General features: G+C 49.2%; 14 protein-coding genes and 1 CRISPR repeat array. All 14 genes read right to left on the bottom strand.

Annotated elements, in window-relative coordinates; all coding sequences use genetic code 11:
• Nucleotides 1-5: 5 nt before the first annotated feature.
• The gene (locus AF_RS00070; protein ID WP_010877530.1) at nucleotides 6-653 is read right to left on the bottom strand and encodes a C-GCAxxG-C-C family (seleno)protein; all 648 of its coding nucleotides are present in this window, start codon (nucleotides 651-653) and stop codon (nucleotides 6-8) included.
• A gap of 54 nt (nucleotides 654-707) precedes the next feature.
• The gene (locus AF_RS00065; RefSeq protein ID WP_010877529.1) at nucleotides 708-2,183 is read right to left on the bottom strand and encodes a sodium:solute symporter family transporter; all 1,476 of its coding nucleotides are present in this window, start codon (nucleotides 2,181-2,183) and stop codon (nucleotides 708-710) included.
• Between the two features lies 1 nt (nucleotide 2,184).
• Nucleotides 2,185-2,598, bottom strand: a complete 414-nt coding sequence (locus tag AF_RS00060; RefSeq protein ID WP_010877528.1) for a hypothetical protein — start codon at nucleotides 2,596-2,598, stop codon at nucleotides 2,185-2,187.
• 95 nt (nucleotides 2,599-2,693) lie between these two features.
• Nucleotides 2,694-3,893 carry an MFS transporter gene (locus tag AF_RS00055; RefSeq protein ID WP_010877527.1) on the bottom strand — a complete coding sequence of 400 codons (1,200 nt, stop codon included), beginning with the start codon at nucleotides 3,891-3,893 and terminating at the stop codon, nucleotides 2,694-2,696.
• A 19-nt stretch (nucleotides 3,894-3,912) separates the two neighbouring features.
• Nucleotides 3,913-5,163 (bottom strand): uroporphyrinogen decarboxylase family protein, encoded by a 1,251-nt coding sequence (locus AF_RS00050; RefSeq protein WP_010877526.1) that lies wholly within the window; start codon nucleotides 5,161-5,163, stop codon nucleotides 3,913-3,915.
• Nucleotides 5,164-5,883 carry a corrinoid protein gene (locus AF_RS00045; protein WP_010877525.1) on the bottom strand — a complete coding sequence of 240 codons (720 nt, stop codon included), beginning with the start codon at nucleotides 5,881-5,883 and terminating at the stop codon, nucleotides 5,164-5,166. It abuts the gene before it with no gap.
• Nucleotides 5,883-7,676 (bottom strand): ASKHA domain-containing protein, encoded by a 1,794-nt coding sequence (locus AF_RS00040; RefSeq protein ID WP_010877524.1) that lies wholly within the window; start codon nucleotides 7,674-7,676, stop codon nucleotides 5,883-5,885. The genes AF_RS00045 and AF_RS00040 overlap by 1 nt, the downstream gene beginning before the upstream one ends.
• 1 nt (nucleotide 7,677) lies before the next feature.
• Nucleotides 7,678-8,550 carry a tetrahydromethanopterin S-methyltransferase subunit H family protein gene (locus AF_RS00035; protein ID WP_010877523.1) on the bottom strand — a complete coding sequence of 291 codons (873 nt, stop codon included), beginning with the start codon at nucleotides 8,548-8,550 and terminating at the stop codon, nucleotides 7,678-7,680.
• A complete protein-coding gene (locus tag AF_RS00030) occupies nucleotides 8,519-9,781 on the bottom strand; it encodes an MFS transporter (RefSeq protein WP_010877522.1) in 1,263 nt (420 codons plus the stop codon). The genes AF_RS00035 and AF_RS00030 overlap by 32 nt, the downstream gene beginning before the upstream one ends.
• A 73-nt stretch (nucleotides 9,782-9,854) precedes the next feature.
• A complete protein-coding gene (locus AF_RS00025) occupies nucleotides 9,855-11,108 on the bottom strand; it encodes a uroporphyrinogen decarboxylase family protein (RefSeq protein ID WP_010877521.1) in 1,254 nt (417 codons plus the stop codon).
• The gene (locus AF_RS00020) at nucleotides 11,109-11,741 is read right to left on the bottom strand and encodes a corrinoid protein (protein ID WP_010877520.1); all 633 of its coding nucleotides are present in this window, start codon (nucleotides 11,739-11,741) and stop codon (nucleotides 11,109-11,111) included.
• A gap of 104 nt (nucleotides 11,742-11,845) precedes the next feature.
• Entirely contained in the window at nucleotides 11,846-12,439 is a 594-nt protein-coding gene (locus tag AF_RS00015) for a ribbon-helix-helix protein, CopG family (protein WP_010877519.1), read from the bottom strand.
• 38 nt (nucleotides 12,440-12,477) lie between these two features.
• Nucleotides 12,478-14,238, bottom strand: coding sequence for a ribosome biogenesis/translation initiation ATPase RLI (locus AF_RS00010; RefSeq protein WP_010877518.1), 1,761 nt, complete (start codon nucleotides 14,236-14,238; stop codon nucleotides 12,478-12,480).
• Nucleotides 14,239-14,504: 266 nt separating this feature from the next.
• On the bottom strand, nucleotides 14,505-14,999 hold the full coding sequence (locus AF_RS00005; protein ID WP_010877517.1) for a CAP domain-containing protein: 495 nt from the start codon (nucleotides 14,997-14,999) through the stop codon (nucleotides 14,505-14,507).
• Between the two features lie 76 nt (nucleotides 15,000-15,075).
• A CRISPR array of direct repeats spans nucleotides 15,076-19,141; the repeat unit is 30 nt; unit sequence CTTTCAATCCCATTTTGGTCTGATTTCAAC.
• Nucleotides 19,142-19,288 lie beyond the last annotated feature (147 nt).

Below are 19,288 nucleotides of genomic sequence, written 5' to 3'. Positions count from 1 at the left end.
ACCTCCTACTTCGGAATCTCAAGCTGAGGGAGGGAGCGGTACATTACGAACTCCGCAGCCCTCAAAACGTTCGCAGAGCCTTTCAGCTCCGTAACCTCAAAGCTTAGCCTGAAAGAGCCGTCGAACTTTGCGTTAAGGAGTTCTACGAATTTTTTCGCCACATCGGCAACAACCCTGTTCTCAAGCTCGAAGAACTCTGGCGAGAGAACCTTGTAGCCGGTATTTAGGCTGAAGTTCATCGACCTGGTGTAGCAGAGCGGAGCGGCGGAGATTACGGGCCTGTTCTCAATGTCGAGAATCAGAGCCTCCTTCGGAGTGTAGCTGGGCAGCGGTGTGGTGGAGTACCACATGTAGAGCTCGTTTATCACCTCATCAGCATCCGTCTGCTCAAGAACAAGGTAGCTGATCAACGCGGCTCCGTTCAGCGGTCCGCAGGTTGACCCCCATCCTATAACTCCCCCACGCCCGTAGAAGGTAACTTTCGATGGGAAGCTCTTCCAAGGCTCACCGACACTCTCCGAAAGCCCCTCGACGACGGCGTTCACAAGACCATACATGCAGTATCCTTCAAAAGCGCTCTCGTATGCCCTGTCCGCAATTTTTTGCGGGTCAAGCCTTTCATACGGCCAGGGGAGCTTTTCAAAAGACTCCATAATACCAGTAAGTTCTCTTTTTAATAACGATAATTGACAAAGAAAAGTTAAAAATTAAAGGCTCATTGCAGCCCTTATGTCCTCATCCATGTCATCGAGTGCAGCGCCTTTCGTGATTAACGAGACCAGAACCATCGTAATTATCCCGACAGCAAAGGTTACACCGTATCCCGGCAGTCCGTAGGGCAGAGACATGCTCAGGACCTTCTCATAAACCAGAAATCCAAGGTTCATCGCAACTGTCAGGGCGGTTGTGATTATCGCAGCCTCCTTCGTTGCCCTCTTCCAGTTAAGACCTATCACCAGCAGCGGGAAGAGCATAGATGCGAAGTAGCCGAGACCCAGCGTTACGAGTATGCCCACAACGTAGCCGCCGTAGTAGCCGAAAAGCGCCGCCACAACGGTGAGAATCACGGTCACGACTCTACCCCAGAGAATCTGCCCCCTCTGGCTCAGCGATTTTCCTATCGCCGTCGGGATGTCTCTCACAACTGCTGCAGTGCCCATGGATATGAAGCCGCTCACCGTTGACATTATCGCAGCAAGGACGCCGGCGTAGATTACGGCTTTGAGAACGACGGGCATCTGGGCGATAACTCCGAAAATCGCCTGATCACTTCTCGCCGGAGCTTCTGCAAGCCCCTTTATCACGACCCAGACGGAAGCGTAGCCGCCGAAGAACCACATGAGGCAGGCGAGTGTCCATGCTATTGTCGTAACGAGCGCTCCCCACTTCAGGTCTCTGTAGTCCTTCAGAGCGAAGAACTTCGTCACTGCATGGGGCTGGACAGATGAGCCGATGTTGAGGGCCCACCACCATCCCATGATTCCCAGCCATATCGGGCCGACTCCAATCGGGTCGATGTGTCTCGGATTGCTCTCAGCTATGGTTGCAAAGAGGTTCTCCACCCCACCCGTCATGATCAGGATGAAGACCACGAAGATAATGGCAGCAACCATCATCACGAGCCCCTGAAAGAAGTCCGTCAGAATGCTCGCGACCATTCCTCCGAAGGCCGTGTAGAGCATTATTATGCCGAAAACAATGGCAATCGAAAGCTCAAGCGGAGTTCCGAGCATGTCTGTTAGGACAAGACCCGCGCCCATCACGTTTCCGGCGAGGTAGGTGATTATGCCGAAAATCAGGGCGACGGCTGTTAGGAACCTCACAGCATCGCTTTTGAATCTCGCTGCAGTTAAGTCCGGGAGAGTTGCCACCGGCCTCGCTTCGGTTATCAGCTTGATTCTCTTGCCAAGCAGGTACCATATCAGCGGCATGGAGATTACCGGAGTCCATATCACCCAGTTGACCGTCCCGCCCATGGGATAAACCAGTCCCGGACCGCCGATGAAGGTGAACGCACTCGCAATTCCTGAGAAAACCGCAACGGCTGTGACGAACATCCCGAAGAGCTTTCTCGCACCGTAGTAGTGCTCCGCCGTTTTGATTTTTCTCGCAGCAAAGAATCCGAGGGCAAGCGTTACGACGAAGTATGCCAGAACTATCGAAACCGTAATCGTGTCCGCCATTCTACCCCTCCTCGTACCGATACCTTTCAACGAATTTCTTCCAGTCGTCCTCCGGCAGAATCCTGTCGAAGAACAGAGCGTATCCCACTGGTACTATGTAGAGCACGAAGAACATCACCACCATCACGAACATCCCCGGATGCATTCCGGCCACGAACTCTGGAATGCTGCCGTAGTAAACGTCGTAGTAGTAAAGAATCAGCGTCTTTCCTACGAGCATGATTGCCAGAACGATCAGACTGAACACCGCCGCAAACCTCGCCCTGTCCTCTCGATAGAGTCCGAGAAACAGCCAAAGAGAGATGTTCACAGCAGCGAGGTACAGAAAAGCTCTCCAGCTGTTCGCAAACGCCGCGAAAAGCATCGCTCCCACAATGGCCGTCTGCAAATAGATTACCGAATCCCTCGCCTCCATACAACCACCATTTGTTCAGAAAAAATATCCTGATAAATAATTAATTAACAACAAAAAGTTAATTAAAAAAAATTTTATAAAATGATTTGTCGTGATTAAGCTGAGACCTTCTGCGGGGGCTTCATGAGGAGTATCAGAATCATCCCGCCTATGGCTATGAAGGGAGCCGAAACCTGGTAGATGAAGCCCCATCCGTAGGTGGCTGCAAGCATTCCCGCGATGGGCGGCATCACTATGAAGGGCCACTGCCCAACTGCTGTTATGAAGCCCGTAGCCGTTCCTGCGATGTTCGGCGGGAAGCGCTCGGAAATAAGCGGTGCTGGTATCGTGGTTAATAGCAGCGCTCCAAGCCCCACCAGCACGATGGAAGCTGCGTAGTAGGTTATCGGCATTCCGGGCTTCAGCGATCCAAAGATGAAGAACGCCACGGATGCCACAAGGAACATTATCCCCGCAAAGTTCTTTCTGCTGATTATGCCCTTGGAAGCGAGCAGGTCGGAGAGGGGCAGCAGGGTGTACATGGAGATTATTCCGACGAGCTGAAGCAGGCTCCAGAGCCAGCCCGATGTCATCGGGTCGAGCTGAAGTCCCTTCTGCAGGTAGGTTATGGTGAAGACCACGTACATGACGCAGCCTATAAGCCACATCGAGTAGGCTCCGAAGAGAATCCACGCGTCCCTGTATTTGAAAACCTCCCCTACCGAAACTTTGCTCTGCTCAACCTGGACATCCTTCTTGTCCCTTATGAGCGCAAAGGCGAGAACACCCATCAGAATGCACAGAATACCCATGTCAATCCAGGCGCTCCTCCATCCGCTTGTGATTACTATTGATGCAACCACAGGCCCCATGAACAGAGCCGACAGCCTGAAGCCGAGAAACATGTAGCTGTTTGCGGTGGAATACAGCGAAGGCGGGAACCAAGCTCTCGCAATTTTCGGAAATGCGGAGCTAAGCCAGGAGAAAAGCCCCGCAATTCCGAACATCACAATGGCCATGTATATGCTCTGGGCGTAACCGACGAAAATCGTGAAAACACCCACCACAACTGCGGCAATGCTCAGAGTTACCCTCACACCTATTTTGTCGCAGAGAACGCCTATCAAAAACCCTCCAACAACCATACCTATGGAGTTCGCGGTAACCATCAGCGAGGCGGTCGCAGCAGGAACACCGAACTCGTCCATAATCTGCGGAGCGGTGAAGGAATAGAGATAGTGCAGCCACCTCACCGTGAAAGCCAGCATCGCTCCAGTTGCAACCATCCAGGGAAGAAACTTCGAATTTTCACCCATTGTTTCACCTCCAACAGCTTCAGTACCTTCCGTACTTCTTCACGGCTTCGATCACAGCCTTAACGTTCTCAGGCCTTGCGTCCCTCGAAATACCTCCGTCCACACCCGGATAGACCATCATCCCGCCCTCCTTGCAGTCCTCCAGAAGGCTCTTCATGTACTCCTCCACCTTCTGAGGTGTGCCTCCTATCAGCAGAGAGTTCGGAGGACCTGACACGAGGATTACGTGGTCTCCGAGAACCTCTCTCACCTTTCTTGGGTCGGTTTTCTCGAAAACTCCAACGACCTTCTTCTTTGGAGCTTCTAACAGCGTTTCGAGGTGCGCATCGTGTCTGCCCTCAAAGAGCACGAAGTTCACCTGCCCCATATCGGCAACCTTGTGAAGAACCTCGTTGAGGTAGGGCCAGTAGTACTCGTTGTACAGCTTCGGATTCAGGTACTCGGTGAGGTGGAGGGGGTAGAAGCAGAGCACGACATCGCTGCCGAAGATTTCTCTTGCCACCTTTGGCGGCATGCCCGTCCTCTCCGCCATCTCGATGAAAAGCGGCGTTACGGCCTCTGTGGCGGATTTAACCTTCTCTGGAACTCTGTAAAGGTCGATGGCCACGTTTTTGATATCCCTCAGATAATCGCCGATGAGGTCGAGCGGAGCGTAGCTCCAGGATGTGGCGAAAGAAGGATAGCCAAGCTCTGCAAGCTCCCTTCCCAGCTCCTGTATGGTGTTTGTGTATCTAACAACCTCCGCTCCAAGCCTCGCTATCACCGCGTTTCTGTCAGCGGCGCTTTTCATGTTCTGACAGGCTCTCGGAAGGGCAACCTCGTTTATGAACTCAAGCGGATTTTCTGTAAATGCATCGTATTCGTCAACGTTCATGACGGGCTTTCCAATGAACTGCGGATGCGCGTCGTCGCTGAGCTCCATTCCCGGCCACTTGGTGTAAACGTCGCCAAGAATTTTGTGGTAGTGGGCGGTGAGAAACCTCATACCTTTGGCTATTTCCGGAGCGTTGTGGAAGGCAAGAACGAAGAGTATGCCCTCAAGGCCGTATGAAGCCCTCATAATGTCGAAGTCGAAGTCTTTTGCCGTCTTTATAACACTCTCCTTGAACTTTCCGTAGTCGAACAGAGCCTCTTTCGCCTTGTAGCCAGCGTACCTTACGTGAAAAAGCAGAGAAGTGGAAGCGTATATTGGCACCCTATCAGGCTCCTTCCCCTTTACCACGTCCTCAATTCTCTGCCTTCTCTCCTCCATGAGCTGCTCAGCGTTCATCTACTCCACCCCCACAAGAGCCTTGATCTTCCTCACACCGACAGCGGCATCGTCCGCCCAGTCATCTGCTCCCGTGTACTCCTTTGCCTCCTCGCTCGTCCTTCCACCGCCTATGATTATCTTGCCCTTGTAGCCAGCTTTTCTTAAGGCCTCAACCGTCCTCTTCATGCTCTCTATAGCTTCGGTAAGCAGGCCTGAGAGACCAACAACATCCGGATTGTGCTGATTTGCAGCCTCAACAAAGGCTTCAGGGGGCTGGTCAACACCTATATCAACAACTTCAAAGCCCTCAGCCTCAAGCAGCGCAATGACAATGTTCTTGCCTATGTCGTGGACATCACCCTCCACCGAGCCTATCACAACCTTTCCCTTGCTTTCAGCCTTCTTCTCTCCCAGCAGCGGTCTTAGGATTTCCATTACCTGCTTGAGAATTTCTCCCGCCATTATCAGGTCTGAGACGAAGTACCTTCCCTCCTCAAAGCGCTTTCCAATGATGTCAGTTGCCTTTCTGACGTCCTCAAGAATGGTGAATGGATCCTCTCCGCTATCAACTCTCTTCTTTGTCAGATCTACGGTCTTTGCCTCGTCGAGGTCTGCCAAGGCCTGAACGAACTCTTCCAAGGTATCACCTCCGTGAAGCTTGGAGAAGATGAAAAATGACTCTATTAAGGTTAATTGACTCAAAAAAATAAATGATTTGATGTAAAACAAATTTGACATTAAATTGGTATTGCACGAACAAAAACGCTGTAAAAGTTCTTCTCAACCGAAAGCTCTACGTAATTCAGCCTGCTGACAACGTCTTCCATCTCATCCCTCACTCTGACCGATTTCAGAGCCATCTTCGCTCCGCCAACTGCCGTGTCGCCGGCGAAGGTTATCTTCTCCGAAGGTATGTCGGGCAGCAACCCGATGACCTTCGCATTTTCGACGTTAATGTGCCTTCCGAAGGATCCGGCAAGGTAAATTCTCTCGATTTTGTCGGGCTCAATCCCCAACCTTTCCGAAAGAATCATCCATCCCGACTTTATCGCCCCTTTGGCCATCAGAAGCTCGTTTATGTCCTTCTCGCTCACCGTTATCGGCTTTCCGAACTCAGTCTCTTCCGCCTTGGCAACGACGAACTTAGGAACCCCATCAACGATTATTCTGCTGTGGTCCTTTACGAATTTGCCGTTTCTGTTGATTATTCCGTTCCTGTAGAGCTCTGCGATGAGGTCGATAAGCCCCGTTCCGCACAGCCCCTTCGCCTTGGCGTTGTCGATGGTGGTGTATATGACCTCATCCCTCTCAATTCTCACGCTGTCTATCGCCCCGCTAATGGCCTTCATGCCGAAGGTGATGTGGGCTCCCTCAAAAGCTGGACCAGAAGGGGCAGAGCACACACCAAGCTTCTCTCTGTTGCCGATGACAATCTCGGTGTTCGTTCCGATGTCGATAACCATCGAAATCTCCTCAGCTTTGTGTATTCCTGTTATGGCAATGTTTGCAACCGCATCCGCACCGACAAATCCCGCTACGAGAGGCAGTGAGCTCACGTATCCCTTCCTGTTGATTCTCAGCCCAACATCTTCTGCTGGAAAGCTCACACCCCTCCTGACGGCGGGAGTGAAGGGAGAGACACCGATGAACCTCGGTTCGATGCCGAAAAACAGGTGGTGCATCACGGAGTTGCCAACAATCATCACCTCGTAAACGTGCCGTAAGTCAACACCGCTTTCGTTGCAGAGCTCAGCTATTATCTGGTTCACGGTCTCAACGACAACCGTCTGGAGCCTCTTTCTGTTTTCAGCGGACTTCGAGGCGTAGGTTATTCTCGAAACTATGTCCTCTCCGTACGCAACCTGCGGATTGTCGGAGTAGCCAGTTGCGATGGTCTCACCGCTCTTCAAATCGACGAGGTGGCAGATGATTTTGGACGATCCGACGTCAACGGCCACGCCGTAACACCTGTCGCTAACGTCTCCCTTCTCAAGGTCAATGAGTCTGCCATTCCAGAAGGTGGCCGTTACCCTCCACTCAGCCTCCCTCAAAAGCTTCGGCATTTCGGATAGCGTTTCCAAATCGAGGCTGAAGTCTCCCAGAGCCCTCGTCAACCTGTCGTAGTCGGGAAGCTGGTCTTCAATGCTCGGAGGCTGAATTTCCGCGTAAACCTTTCTGACCGCAGGATTCAGCTCGACTTCTTTTTCTATCGTAAGCCCCGCAACCTTCCTCCTTTCGAGCCTGCTTTCCGGTGGTATGAAAATCGTCGCCCTGCCCTCCTCAACCCTCGCCTGACAGGCAAGCCTGTATCCTTTGCTTATCTCCTCCTCGATCAGGTGCTTTCTCTCATGATCGGTAATATCGCTCAAACTTCCCCTGTAGTCAACCACGACAACCTTGCACTTCCCGCAAACTCCCTTGCCTCCGCAGTCGGACCTGATGAGAACTCCGTTCCTCCTCGCTATTTCGAGTATTGTGTCCGGCTCATCCTCAACCTTCTTTCCGACCGGCTCGAAGGTCACCGACACCATTTCAGACCATCTCTATCCAGTCCTTCGTGCGCCTGAAGTACTTGTATGCTGTGTCTATTGTGTACATCGCCGGGAACACCTCTCTGCAGTCCTCAATTGGGCCGTAGAGCACGAAGTCCGAGCCGAGGATGATCTGCATCGTAACAGCAACGATTGTCGCCGCCTTCTCCGCCTCCTTCCCGAACATGTTCTTAAATCCTTTCCAGCTTCCTATCGCGTTGTGCGCACCGGAGCCCGTTGGAAGCCCGTATTTCCTCTTTATGTCAATTGCCGCCTTCGCCGCAGCGGGAAGGCTCGGAACGTCCATTACAAACGTGTCAACGATTGGCTTGGTTATCCCCGCCTTTTCAACCTTCGCCATGGCCTTTTCCAGAGCCTGAAGCCTTGCAGCGCTGCTGATAACGTTGTAGGTGTATGCGAGCACCACTGCCGCTTCAACTTTGCTGTTAGCAAGCGCTTCTATCTCGGCGTCTTTCGATTCGGGCGAGATTGAGTTGTAGATTACCCTGTCGGAAAGCCCCACCTCATCTGCATGCTTAACTCCTGCGAGCTTTATGTCCGCGATGGCAGAATCGATGAGGAAGGGGCTGTCGGTGACGTCAGCAACGAAGTCGATGTACTTTATCATCGCCTCCTCGCTCATCCCCACAACATCAAGCAATCCCGGATTGCCTGTTTTGTCGCTCAGATCCTCCATTTCCCTGATTAGCGCCTCAGCCCCCTCTCTGTCAAATATTCCCCTCTTCTCGTCCTCTACGATTTTGTGCTTTCCGTAAAAGATGCTTCCAATCAGCACCGTCGGATTCTCTCCAACCTCTCCGCCTATTTTTACTCCTCCTATCTCAAACACCTTCTGGTTCTCGAACCTGAACATTAACACCACCTCCTGCGTATTTTCTTCCAGCCAACACAATGCCGACAGCAAAGAAGTGAAGTACTGCCGCAATTGCAAGCGAAAAGAAGTATGACCCTAAAACATCTCTGATGAATGCACCGATGAACGGCCCGATTATGGCCGAAGAGGCCACGGAAGTGTTAAGGATTGAGGTTAGCTTTGCAACGTGCTCGTTCCCGAAGAAGGTCGGGACAGCGGCAAAGTGGACTGTAGGCTCCCCAGCGAGCGAGAAGTAAAGCAGGCATCCCGTCAGAAGAATGAGCGAGGGGCTGGTGTAGCTGAGGTAAAAAGCAAAGATCATCACTCCCGCGAGAGCGTAAACGATTGGGAGCGTTCTCAGCGGCCCGCCCATCCTGTCGTTCACAACTCCCCAGAAGTAAGCCCCAAGGGCGTTTCCAACCGCCGCTACGGACATGAAAAGCGGAACGAAGGATGAGGCAACGTACTCAACATCCAGACCTGCCTTTCCGAGCCCCTCCACAACTATAGTTGCGATGTTCATCATAATCAGAAACCATCCGATAGCCGTGGAGAACATTACAGTGAAAAGAATCCAGAATCTTAAATCCCTTATTGACTCCTTGAGGGAAACGGTCTTTCCACCGTTGGCGAAGGTGGCTGCCATCTCTCTGGGCGGGGTTCTCCACACTCCAACACCGATTATGTAAATCACTGTGAAAATCGCAGCTCCAAGAAAAGTGAAGGCCTCTTTCAGCCCGTAGCTGGTTATGAGGTAGGCCGCAAGAGGCGAAATGAGAACTGGAGAAAGGTACTGCCCGAAGAGGGCGATACCGTAAGCTTTTCCCGGAGCGTCAGGATACCACCTGCTTATAACCACCGGAAGAGTACCGATGTACATCCCTATTCCGGCACCTATTGTGAGGGCCCCCGCATACCAGTAGAGCCTCGCATTCTCCCAGGACGCGTGGGAGAACATCATGGAGATTATCGTTGTTCCTGCGAGGTAGAGCAATCCTGCAACAGCCATTGTGGGCTTCGGTCCGCGCCTGTCTGCGATGAAACCTGCCAGAACCTGTGTCAGAAGGTTTCCAGCAGCGGAGAAGGACGCTGCAAGAGCAACGGGAGAAACTGCATCCAGCGAATAGGTTTTCATTATGAAGGGGTAGAACTGGCTCCAGATGAGGGAGAACATTGCAAACATCGCCAGTATTGCTGCTGAAACCGGATACACCAGCCTTCGCTCTACCACCGCGAATCCCCTCTTAAGCAGAGATGAGTGCTAAATAAAGGCTGTTATGAACTGGTTCATAAATAAGAAAAAATTAGTAAGTTCCGTACTTCTTCACGGCTTCGATCACAGCCTTTACATTCTCAGGCCTTGCATCCCTCGAAATACCTCCATCAACTCCCGGCCATATCATCATTCCGCCTTCCTTGCAGTCCTCCAGAAGGCTCTTCATGTACTCCTCCACCTTCTGCGGTGTGCCTCCTATCAGCAGAGAGTTCGGAGGCCCTGAGACGAGGATTACGTGGTCTCCCAGAACCTCTCTCACCTTTCTTGGGTCTGTTTTCTCGAAAACTCCGACGACCTTCTTCTTCGGAGCTTCTAACAGCGTTTCGAGGTGTGCATCGTGTCTGCCCTCAAAGAGCACGAAGTTCACCTGTCCCATGTCGGCAACCTTGTGAAGAACCTCGTTGAGGTAGGGCCAGTAGAACTCGTTGTACAGCTTCGGACTCAGATACTCGTTCAGGTGGAGCGGGTAGAAGCACTCCACAACGTCAGTGCCGAAGACCTGCTTTCTGATTTCTTTTGGAGGAGCTGATACTTCGGCCGCTTTGATTATGAGGGGTTTTACCGCTTCAACAGCCTCCTTGACCTTGTCGGGATAGCGGTAGAGGTCCATGACCATGTTCTTTATGTCCCTCAGAAAGTCGCTGATGAGGTCGAGGGGGGCGTAGGCCCAGGACATGGGAATTGTTGGATAGCCGAGCTTGGCGAGCTCCATCGAAACATCGGCCATGAACGCACCGAATCTTGCCAGCTCAGCCCCATACTTCGCAAGTGCTGCGTTGTATTCTGCAGATCCAACGTTGGCGAGCTTTCTGTTTATCCTCGGCATCGCTACCTTGTTTATGAACTCAAGCGGGTTTTCGATTAGCTGGTCGTACTCCTCAACCTTCATTATCTCCTTGCCGATGAACTGCGGATGGGCGTTTTCTTCGAGCTCGTATCCCGGCCATCTGGTGTACACATCCTGCAAGACGAGGTGAGTGGGGCCGAGGATGAATCTTGCTGCTGCAGACATGTCTGGCTGCTCAAGCAACGCAACGGTGTATATCATCCCCTCCAAGCCGCCAACGACGGTGAATGAGTCGAAGTCGAAATCTTTTGCAACCTTGAGCCATGCGTCCTTGCACTTTTCGTAGTCGAAGAGAACCTCTTTGGCTGTGTAGCCAGCGTAGCTTCCATGCCAGACGGTCGTTGCACCCGTCACTGGAACCCTATCAGGCTCCTTCCCCTTTACCACGTCCTCAATTCTCTGCCTTCTCTCCTCCATGAGCTGCTCAGCGTTCATCTACTCCACCCCCACAAGAGCCTTGATCTTCCTCACACCGACAGCGGCATCGTCCGCCCAGTCATCTGCTCCCGTGTACTCCTTTGCCTCCTCGCTCGTCCTTCCTCCTCCTATGATTATCTTGCCCTTGTAGCCAGCTTTTCTTAAGGCCTCAACCGTCCTCTTCATGCTCTCTATAGCTTCGGTAAGCAGGCCTGAGAGACCAACAACATCCGGATTGTGCTGATTTGCAGCCTCAACAAAGGCTTCAGGGGGCTGGTCAACACCTATATCAACAACTTCAAAGCCCTCAGCCTCAAGCAGCGCAATGACAATGTTCTTGCCTATGTCGTGGACGTCTCCTTCAACTGTTCCTATTACGACCTTTCCCTTGCTTTCAGCCTTCTTCTCTCCCAGCAGCGGTCTTAGGATTTCCATTACCTGCTTGAGAATTTCTCCCGCCATTATCAGGTCTGAGACGAAGTACCTTCCCTCCTCAAAGCGCTTTCCAATGATGTCCGTAGCCTTTCTGACGTCCTCAAGAATGGTGAATGGATCCTCTCCGCTCTCAACTCTCTTCTTTGTCAGCTCTACGGTCTTTGCCTCGTCGAGGTCTGCCAAGGCCTGAACGAACTCCTTTCTAACATCCGCCATCTAAACACCTCCAAATTAGAAAATAGGCCTTCTAAAGATAAAAGCTGTTATGAATCAGTTCATAACAAAATTATCTGACTTTTGATTAAAATAACTTGATTTGGCTAAAGTCTTATGAAAATCTTGCCGGGAGTGTGGTCTATCTCGACCTTTAAGCCTGCGGAAGCCAAAACCGACGAAATTATAAGCTTGGTTATGGCCGTTGACTCAGCATAGGTGTTGAAGATGTACTCTTTATCTCCCACTCTGGCAAATGTGCCGGCTCCGGCAAACTCCATAGTTGTGAGTATTTCCTCAAGCTTCTGCTCGTCCGTGTACTCACTCCACCTGTCCCTCGTAATCTCGAAAAGCTTCACCACCCCGGCAACGGCAGACCTGAACTCCTCATCGCTTTCAATGCTCTCAGGCGGCACCTTCTCCTGAAGCTTTTTCAGCATAACTCTGTAAATTTCCCTGTCTATGACCGCAAACTGCTTCTGCTCAACTCCGTTAATGTGAAAGGCAAGGCGTGTTGCGTTTGCGAAATACTTTCTGAAATCCACCCCTGCAGCCTTCGAAGCCTTAAGCAGGTTGTAGTAAAGCTGAATCGCCTCCCTGAAAATCTTGCTCAGGCTGTCGCCGCTATCTCTCCTCAGCTCCTCGATGAGCTTCATGTCGTCTTCCGAGAGGGAGATGGTGATTCTGTGGAAAAGTTTCATGTAAAAAATTTTTGACAATCCTTATAAGATTTTCTGATTCAGAAATAGTAGTAATACTCCCCAGCAGCCTTCTGCTCCCTGTCCAGCCTCGAATCGGGCTTGTTGACTCTCGGCCTCTTTGTCTCCTCGTCTCTCCTGAAGGTTATGCCCAGCTTCGATAGAAAGAGGTTCATTCCCTCCCTCATTCCCCTCGGCCTTCTCGCTATGCCGTGCTTTCCCGGCTGCCCCTCGAAGACCAGCAACCTGTCACTCACCATGTCAATGAGGTAGATGTCGTGGTCAACAACCAGAACGCTCTTGCCCGTGTTTAGTGCAAACCTCCTTATGACCCTCGCAGCCTCAGTCCTCTGCTCCACGTCGAGGTGGGCTGAGGGCTCGTCAAGGAGGTAGAGGTCAGCTTCCCTCAGCAAGCAGGCGACGATGGCGACTCTCTGCAACTCTCCCCCGCTCAAATCGTCTAGGTAGCGGTCCATGAGGTTTTCCAGCATCAGGGGCTTGAGAAACTCGGTTTTGTAGTAGGAGCTGTCAATCATGGGGTTTATTCTTCGCAGAAACATCCCAACCTGCATGTTTACATCAGCCTTAACATACTGGGGCTTGTAGCTGACCTTAACATCCAGCTCAACCTTCTTCTCGTCATCCTCAATTACTCCCGCAAGAACCTTCACGAAGGTTGATTTGCCTGTTGCGTTTGAACCTACAACTCCCAAAACCTCTCCCTGATAAATCTCTCCCCCCTCAACTTCAAGCCTGAAGCCCTCGTAGGATTTGGTGAAGGATGGATATTCAACAAGGATATTCTCCCCCACACTTTCCCTCGGCTGGAAAACCTCGAACTCGATGGGCTTGTCCCTTATTCTGATGTTCTCCTCAGCCAGATAGCCCCTCAGATACTGGTTTATGCCAACTCTCGCTCCCTTCGCGTTGGTGACGACACCAAAAACGCCCGGAGTACCGTAGGTGATGTGGACGAAGTCGGCAAGCATGTCCAGGATGGCGAGGTCGTGCTCCACTATCATAACAGTCTTTTCAGCAGCAAGCTCCCTTATCACTCCCGCAACGGCAATGCGCTGGTATATGTCGAGGTAGCTCGTAACCTCGTCGAAGAAGTAGAAGTCTGCATCCCTGAGGATGCAGGCTGCTATAGCAAGCCTCTGAAGCTCTCCGCCGCTCAAATCCTTCACATCTCTCTTTATTGCCTCCGCAAGGCCGAGCTTTTCAACCACAGCATCGAGCATCCCTCTCTCGTCAACTCTCTTCAGCAGCTCAATCGCCTTACCGCTGTAAACCTTAGGGATAGCTTCGATGTACTGCGGTTTCTGGCTAACTCTTATTGCCCCCTCCTTTATCCCCTTCAGATAGTCCAGAAGCTCTGTTCCAGCAAACCTGTCAAATATCTCTTCCCAGCTTGCCTCCTCCTTCCCAAGGTTGGGCTTGAGCTGCCCCGAAAGGATTTTGATTGCCGTGCTCTTTCCCGTCCCGTTTGGGCCTAGAATTCCGACCACATAGCCCTTTCTCGGAACGGGGAGGTTGTAGAGGACGAAGCCGTTCTTGCCGTAGCGGTGCACCTCCCTGCCCTCAAGCTCCTCTGGCAGACCAACAATCCAGATGGCGTGCATCGGGCACTTCTTGACGCATATTCCGCATCCAACGCAGAGATTCTCGGATATGACGGCCTTGTCTTCTATCTTTACCGTCTCGTCTCCCGTTCTGACGCGAGGACAGTATTTCACGCACTCCTGTCCGCACTTCTTCGGCTGGCAGCGTTCTCTGTCCACAACTGCAATTCTGAGGGGCATTGGTTCTCGATGGGCGGTTTGGTATTTAAGGTTTGGGCGTTTGGGGATTTTTAAACGGTTAAAGCTTAATGAATAAATTTGGTGGTGGATTTGCTGGAGAAGAGCTTTAGGCGGTTTTAAACTCTCGTCGGTCTGAGTTTTGTTTCCTTGTCACACTTTCCACAAATAAATTTACGTAATCCCACTTTAGTCTGATTTCAAAAAACGCCGGCAAAAACGATTATCGCAGCAATTGTTTTTTACTTTTCCTCTTTTTTCTGAACACCTCAACCACCCGTCATAATCAAAACACACATGTCGTACTTGCAGGCTACAGCGGCATCTGTGAAGCGTTTATCAGTGAGAATGAGTTTGTGCATGGTGCTTTTAGACCAGATATCTATAGCTTCTTCTTCATAGCCAAATAATGACTGAAGCCCATTGGAGAGAAGATTTGTACCTCTTACACCATTCAAGATACACTCTCCAACATACCCCTCAACATATCTGTAAATCAGCGTCTCATGCGTAACAGGGTCATAATGACTGTAATAGCCTCTTTCATGCATATCTTCAAGCCTTTCCAGCGCAAACTCGTAAAGAGTTTTATTCCACTTTACAGGAGGCAGGCCATTCTGAGCTCTAAGCTGATTCAAATATTCAATCGCAGCTTTTGAGCTCTCTTCAGTTGATTCGTAGTGATAGAACTCAGTAATGTAGATGTAGCAACCGAGCATGGCCAACAGCATCACCCCTATAGCAAGCTGAATCGTCTCTTTCATAATCTACATTCATAAAAAAATTAGAAAATCTTTTTCCTCTTGCCACGCTTGCCACCTATGCAAAAGTCGCCATTGCCTTTCAATCCCATTTTGGTCTGATTTCAACTTGGGAGCTACCGAGTCCAACACAAGTTTATGAGATGTTCTTACTTTCAATCCCATTTTGGTCTGATTTCAACTGTTCCTTGACAACGCCCCAGTAGTGTACGTCGTCTGCCTTTCAATCCCATTTTGGTCTGATTTCAACCCGTCAGGACATGCCCAATAAATTGTGTTAATGTCTCGCTTTCAATCCCATTTTGGTCTGATTTCAACAAGGGTCAAATGCCTTATGGTGCTGAGGATGAGATAAGGCTTTCAATCCCATTTTGGTCTGATTTCAACGCAATTCTGAGTTCAGGTTTGTTGTTGCCGAAAAATCAGACTTTCAATCCCATTTTGGTCTGATTTCAACACTCCTCAACGCATTCTCTGACGGCATGGGCTCTTGATCTTTCAATCCCATTTTGGTCTGATTTCAACGTAGCAGTAATCGCAGCCGTGAAGGCAGCCAGTTACGGGGTTCCCTTTCAATCCCATTTTGGTCTGATTTCAACGATTAGAGGCAACGATGGATTACCAAGAGTCGTAGTCTTCTTTCAATCCCATTTTGGTCTGATTTCAACAGTCAAGATTGTAGAAGTGTTGGAGAAAGATGAAGCACTTTCAATCCCATTTTGGTCTGATTTCAACTGCCACTTGCAGATGGACCAGAGAATCCGATTAGCATTCTTTCAATCCCATTTTGGTCTGATTTCAACTGGCACTCTACAAACTTCTGGAACAAACGCAAACTTCCTTTCAATCCCATTTTGGTCTGATTTCAACTTAGAGCTCCTGAAGAGGATAAAGAAGACGAAGATGCTCTTTCAATCCCATTTTGGTCTGATTTCAACTAGAAACATGGTATGGGGAAGAAGTGAGTTACAGAGAGCTATCTTTCAATCCCATTTTGGTCTGATTTCAACTCAGAGTTCGCAGCTGACAATGCCGGTGAAGATGCAAACTTTCAATCCCATTTTGGTCTGATTTCAACCAGGATGGATAAGCTCTGTCCGATTTGCGGCCGTAGGCTTTCAATCCCATTTTGGTCTGATTTCAACGAAGACCACGACGCCTGCGCTGCCTTGTGCTGGGAGCAGTACTTTCAATCCCATTTTGGTCTGATTTCAACTGCAAGGGCACTCCGCACTTGTAGGTTATGGTTACCTTTCAATCCCATTTTGGTCTGATTTCAACCATCTCCAGATAGTTATCTGTGGGTGACGTTGGGAAGAGCTTTCAATCCCATTTTGGTCTGATTTCAACGTGGGGTTATAGAGAGGTTAAGGTGTTCGGTCATTCTTTCTTTCAATCCCATTTTGGTCTGATTTCAACCCAATCACGTTCCTGATTGGAACTCCACCCAAAGGAGGCTTTCAATCCCATTTTGGTCTGATTTCAACAAATGCTGGATGAAGGCAAAGAGGCTGAAAAACGGCCTTTCAATCCCATTTTGGTCTGATTTCAACCCCTTCTCGGTTTGGCTGCGGCTGGAACAATGCTGGCTTTCAATCCCATTTTGGTCTGATTTCAACTCGTAGCGTTCGTTAAGTTTGTAAACACGACCAGAAATCTTTCAATCCCATTTTGGTCTGATTTCAACACAGCGGCAGACTCTACAACACGCTCAATTATCCTGGCCTTTCAATCCCATTTTGGTCTGATTTCAACTAACCCGTTCCACCACCGAGCGACGCCCAGCGACGCTTACTTTCAATCCCATTTTGGTCTGATTTCAACAGCGATGGCTGAAGAGTCGGATCAGCGAGGAAACCGCTTTCAATCCCATTTTGGTCTGATTTCAACAACCTCCGTAAAGACAAAGTAACCTACCAAGAGAGCGACTTTCAATCCCATTTTGGTCTGATTTCAACTGAGAATTGCGTAAATCAACACTCCGAACAGGATGAACAGCTTTCAATCCCATTTTGGTCTGATTTCAACGCATCACCTCCTTTTTTATATATTTTTTTAAAAAAATACTTTCAATCCCATTTTGGTCTGATTTCAACTCTCCAGTCTATGAAATCGGATACCTTCTCTACATAGATCTTTCAATCCCATTTTGGTCTGATTTCAACGTGCAGTTATGTAGCTTCGCTTATTACATGCATAAGCTGATGCTTTCAATCCCATTTTGGTCTGATTTCAACGCCGAAATTGAATGGGAAAGACACGCCGACGGTGAGGATCTTTCAATCCCATTTTGGTCTGATTTCAACACGAACGGGAAGCTTAGGGGCGGTTTTCACATCAAACTTTCAATCCCATTTTGGTCTGATTTCAACTACGAAAACGGTTAATCTAATTAGAGAAAAGCTTAACGAACTTTCAATCCCATTTTGGTCTGATTTCAACGAAGGTCTTTTGCTCTGGCTGTGCCTGAATGTCCATGCTTTCAATCCCATTTTGGTCTGATTTCAACTCGAAGAGAGAGGAGAGATTGAGGTCAGGCTGGTTGTGAAGCTTTCAATCCCATTTTGGTCTGATTTCAACATTTTGATGGCAGCCATAGGTGCTGTGAATGGATATGTAACTTTCAATCCCATTTTGGTCTGATTTCAACTGAAGTCGCCAGTGGCCATGAGTTCTTCTAATATTGCTCCTTTCAATCCCATTTTGGTCTGATTTCAACTTCTCGTAAACCTGCTTGACCCTCGCAGCTATTACCTCCTTTCAATCCCATTTTGGTCTGATTTCAACGAACCTTGAATGTCTTACCTGCTGGAAGTCTAAACCCTTTCAATCCCATTTTGGTCTGATTTCAACCTATTATCGGTGCGGATGAAAACAATCGCTGGACGGCTTTCTTTCAATCCCATTTTGGTCTGATTTCAACTCTTGAGTATGGTGTTAGCGTTACGGCAATAAACGACGTCTTTCAATCCCATTTTGGTCTGATTTCAACGGGAAGTAACTGCCCTCGAATCTTTTTCCGCAATTTGGAATCTTTCAATCCCATTTTGGTCTGATTTCAACAACCACAACTCCGGCCAGTATGGCCCTAATACTCCCTCTCTTTCAATCCCATTTTGGTCTGATTTCAACAACAAACAGCACAACGGTGTATTCAACTACTTCAAACACTTTCAATCCCATTTTGGTCTGATTTCAACTTGCCGACAGCAGACCTACGACGTGGTCGAACTCGCTCTTTCAATCCCATTTTGGTCTGATTTCAACTTTTTTTCCGGCGAAGTCGTAATTGTATGGGAAAACTTTCAATCCCATTTTGGTCTGATTTCAACTAACGATCTGTTTTGACTGCTCAGTTTCACGACTTGCTCTTTCAATCCCATTTTGGTCTGATTTCAACCAACGCGAGTCTCACTTCTCGCATGAGTACGTAAGAGAACCGCTTTCAATCCCATTTTGGTCTGATTTCAACATGCCTTCCGACGAGACCAATTCTGCCGATGTAAATGCAACTTTCAATCCCATTTTGGTCTGATTTCAACTCCGCTTTTGAAGAATTCGTCAAGCTCTTCCTCGCTCTTTCAATCCCATTTTGGTCTGATTTCAACTCAATTTCTGTCAGCATTTCTTTAAGCATGTTCACTTTCTTTCAATCCCATTTTGGTCTGATTTCAACCGAAGAACGAGGCGCTCTCTTTGGCAGCAATCCTCGCTTTCAATCCCATTTTGGTCTGATTTCAACTGATACCCTCTTCGAGGATCTCCGACGTAACCTTGCTGACTTTCAATCCCATTTTGGTCTGATTTCAACGCCTCGATGTCTCCCTTGTGACCCATCCAGAAGACTCTTTCAATCCCATTTTGGTCTGATTTCAACGACGAGGTAAGATTTCTTTTCATTGATTCAAATACCTTTCAATCCCATTTTGGTCTGATTTCAACAAGGCAGTTAAACCAGTAACAGGGGTGAACTGCTTTACTTTCAATCCCATTTTGGTCTGATTTCAACCAGAGCCACCGAGGAGCAAATCAAAGCCCTTAACAAACCTTTCAATCCCATTTTGGTCTGATTTCAACAAGAGTAAACCTGACACTCACACTAGGGCTGAAAGGCTCTTTCAATCCCATTTTGGTCTGATTTCAACCATCAGTAATTTTCCCTCTATTTCCAATTTAAAGTTTTCTGAGGGCTTCTTTCATTTATATACTTCCGCGAGGTGTCGAAAGTGCATCTCATTTATAATAGCATGCGACTTTTATCCTCCTACTCAATTTCCGATTAAACCATTTTC

This window comes from Archaeoglobus fulgidus DSM 4304 (assembly GCF_000008665.1).
Lineage (GTDB): Archaea > Halobacteriota > Archaeoglobi > Archaeoglobales > Archaeoglobaceae > Archaeoglobus > Archaeoglobus fulgidus.
This window is presented reverse-complemented; position numbering and strand designations above follow the sequence as displayed.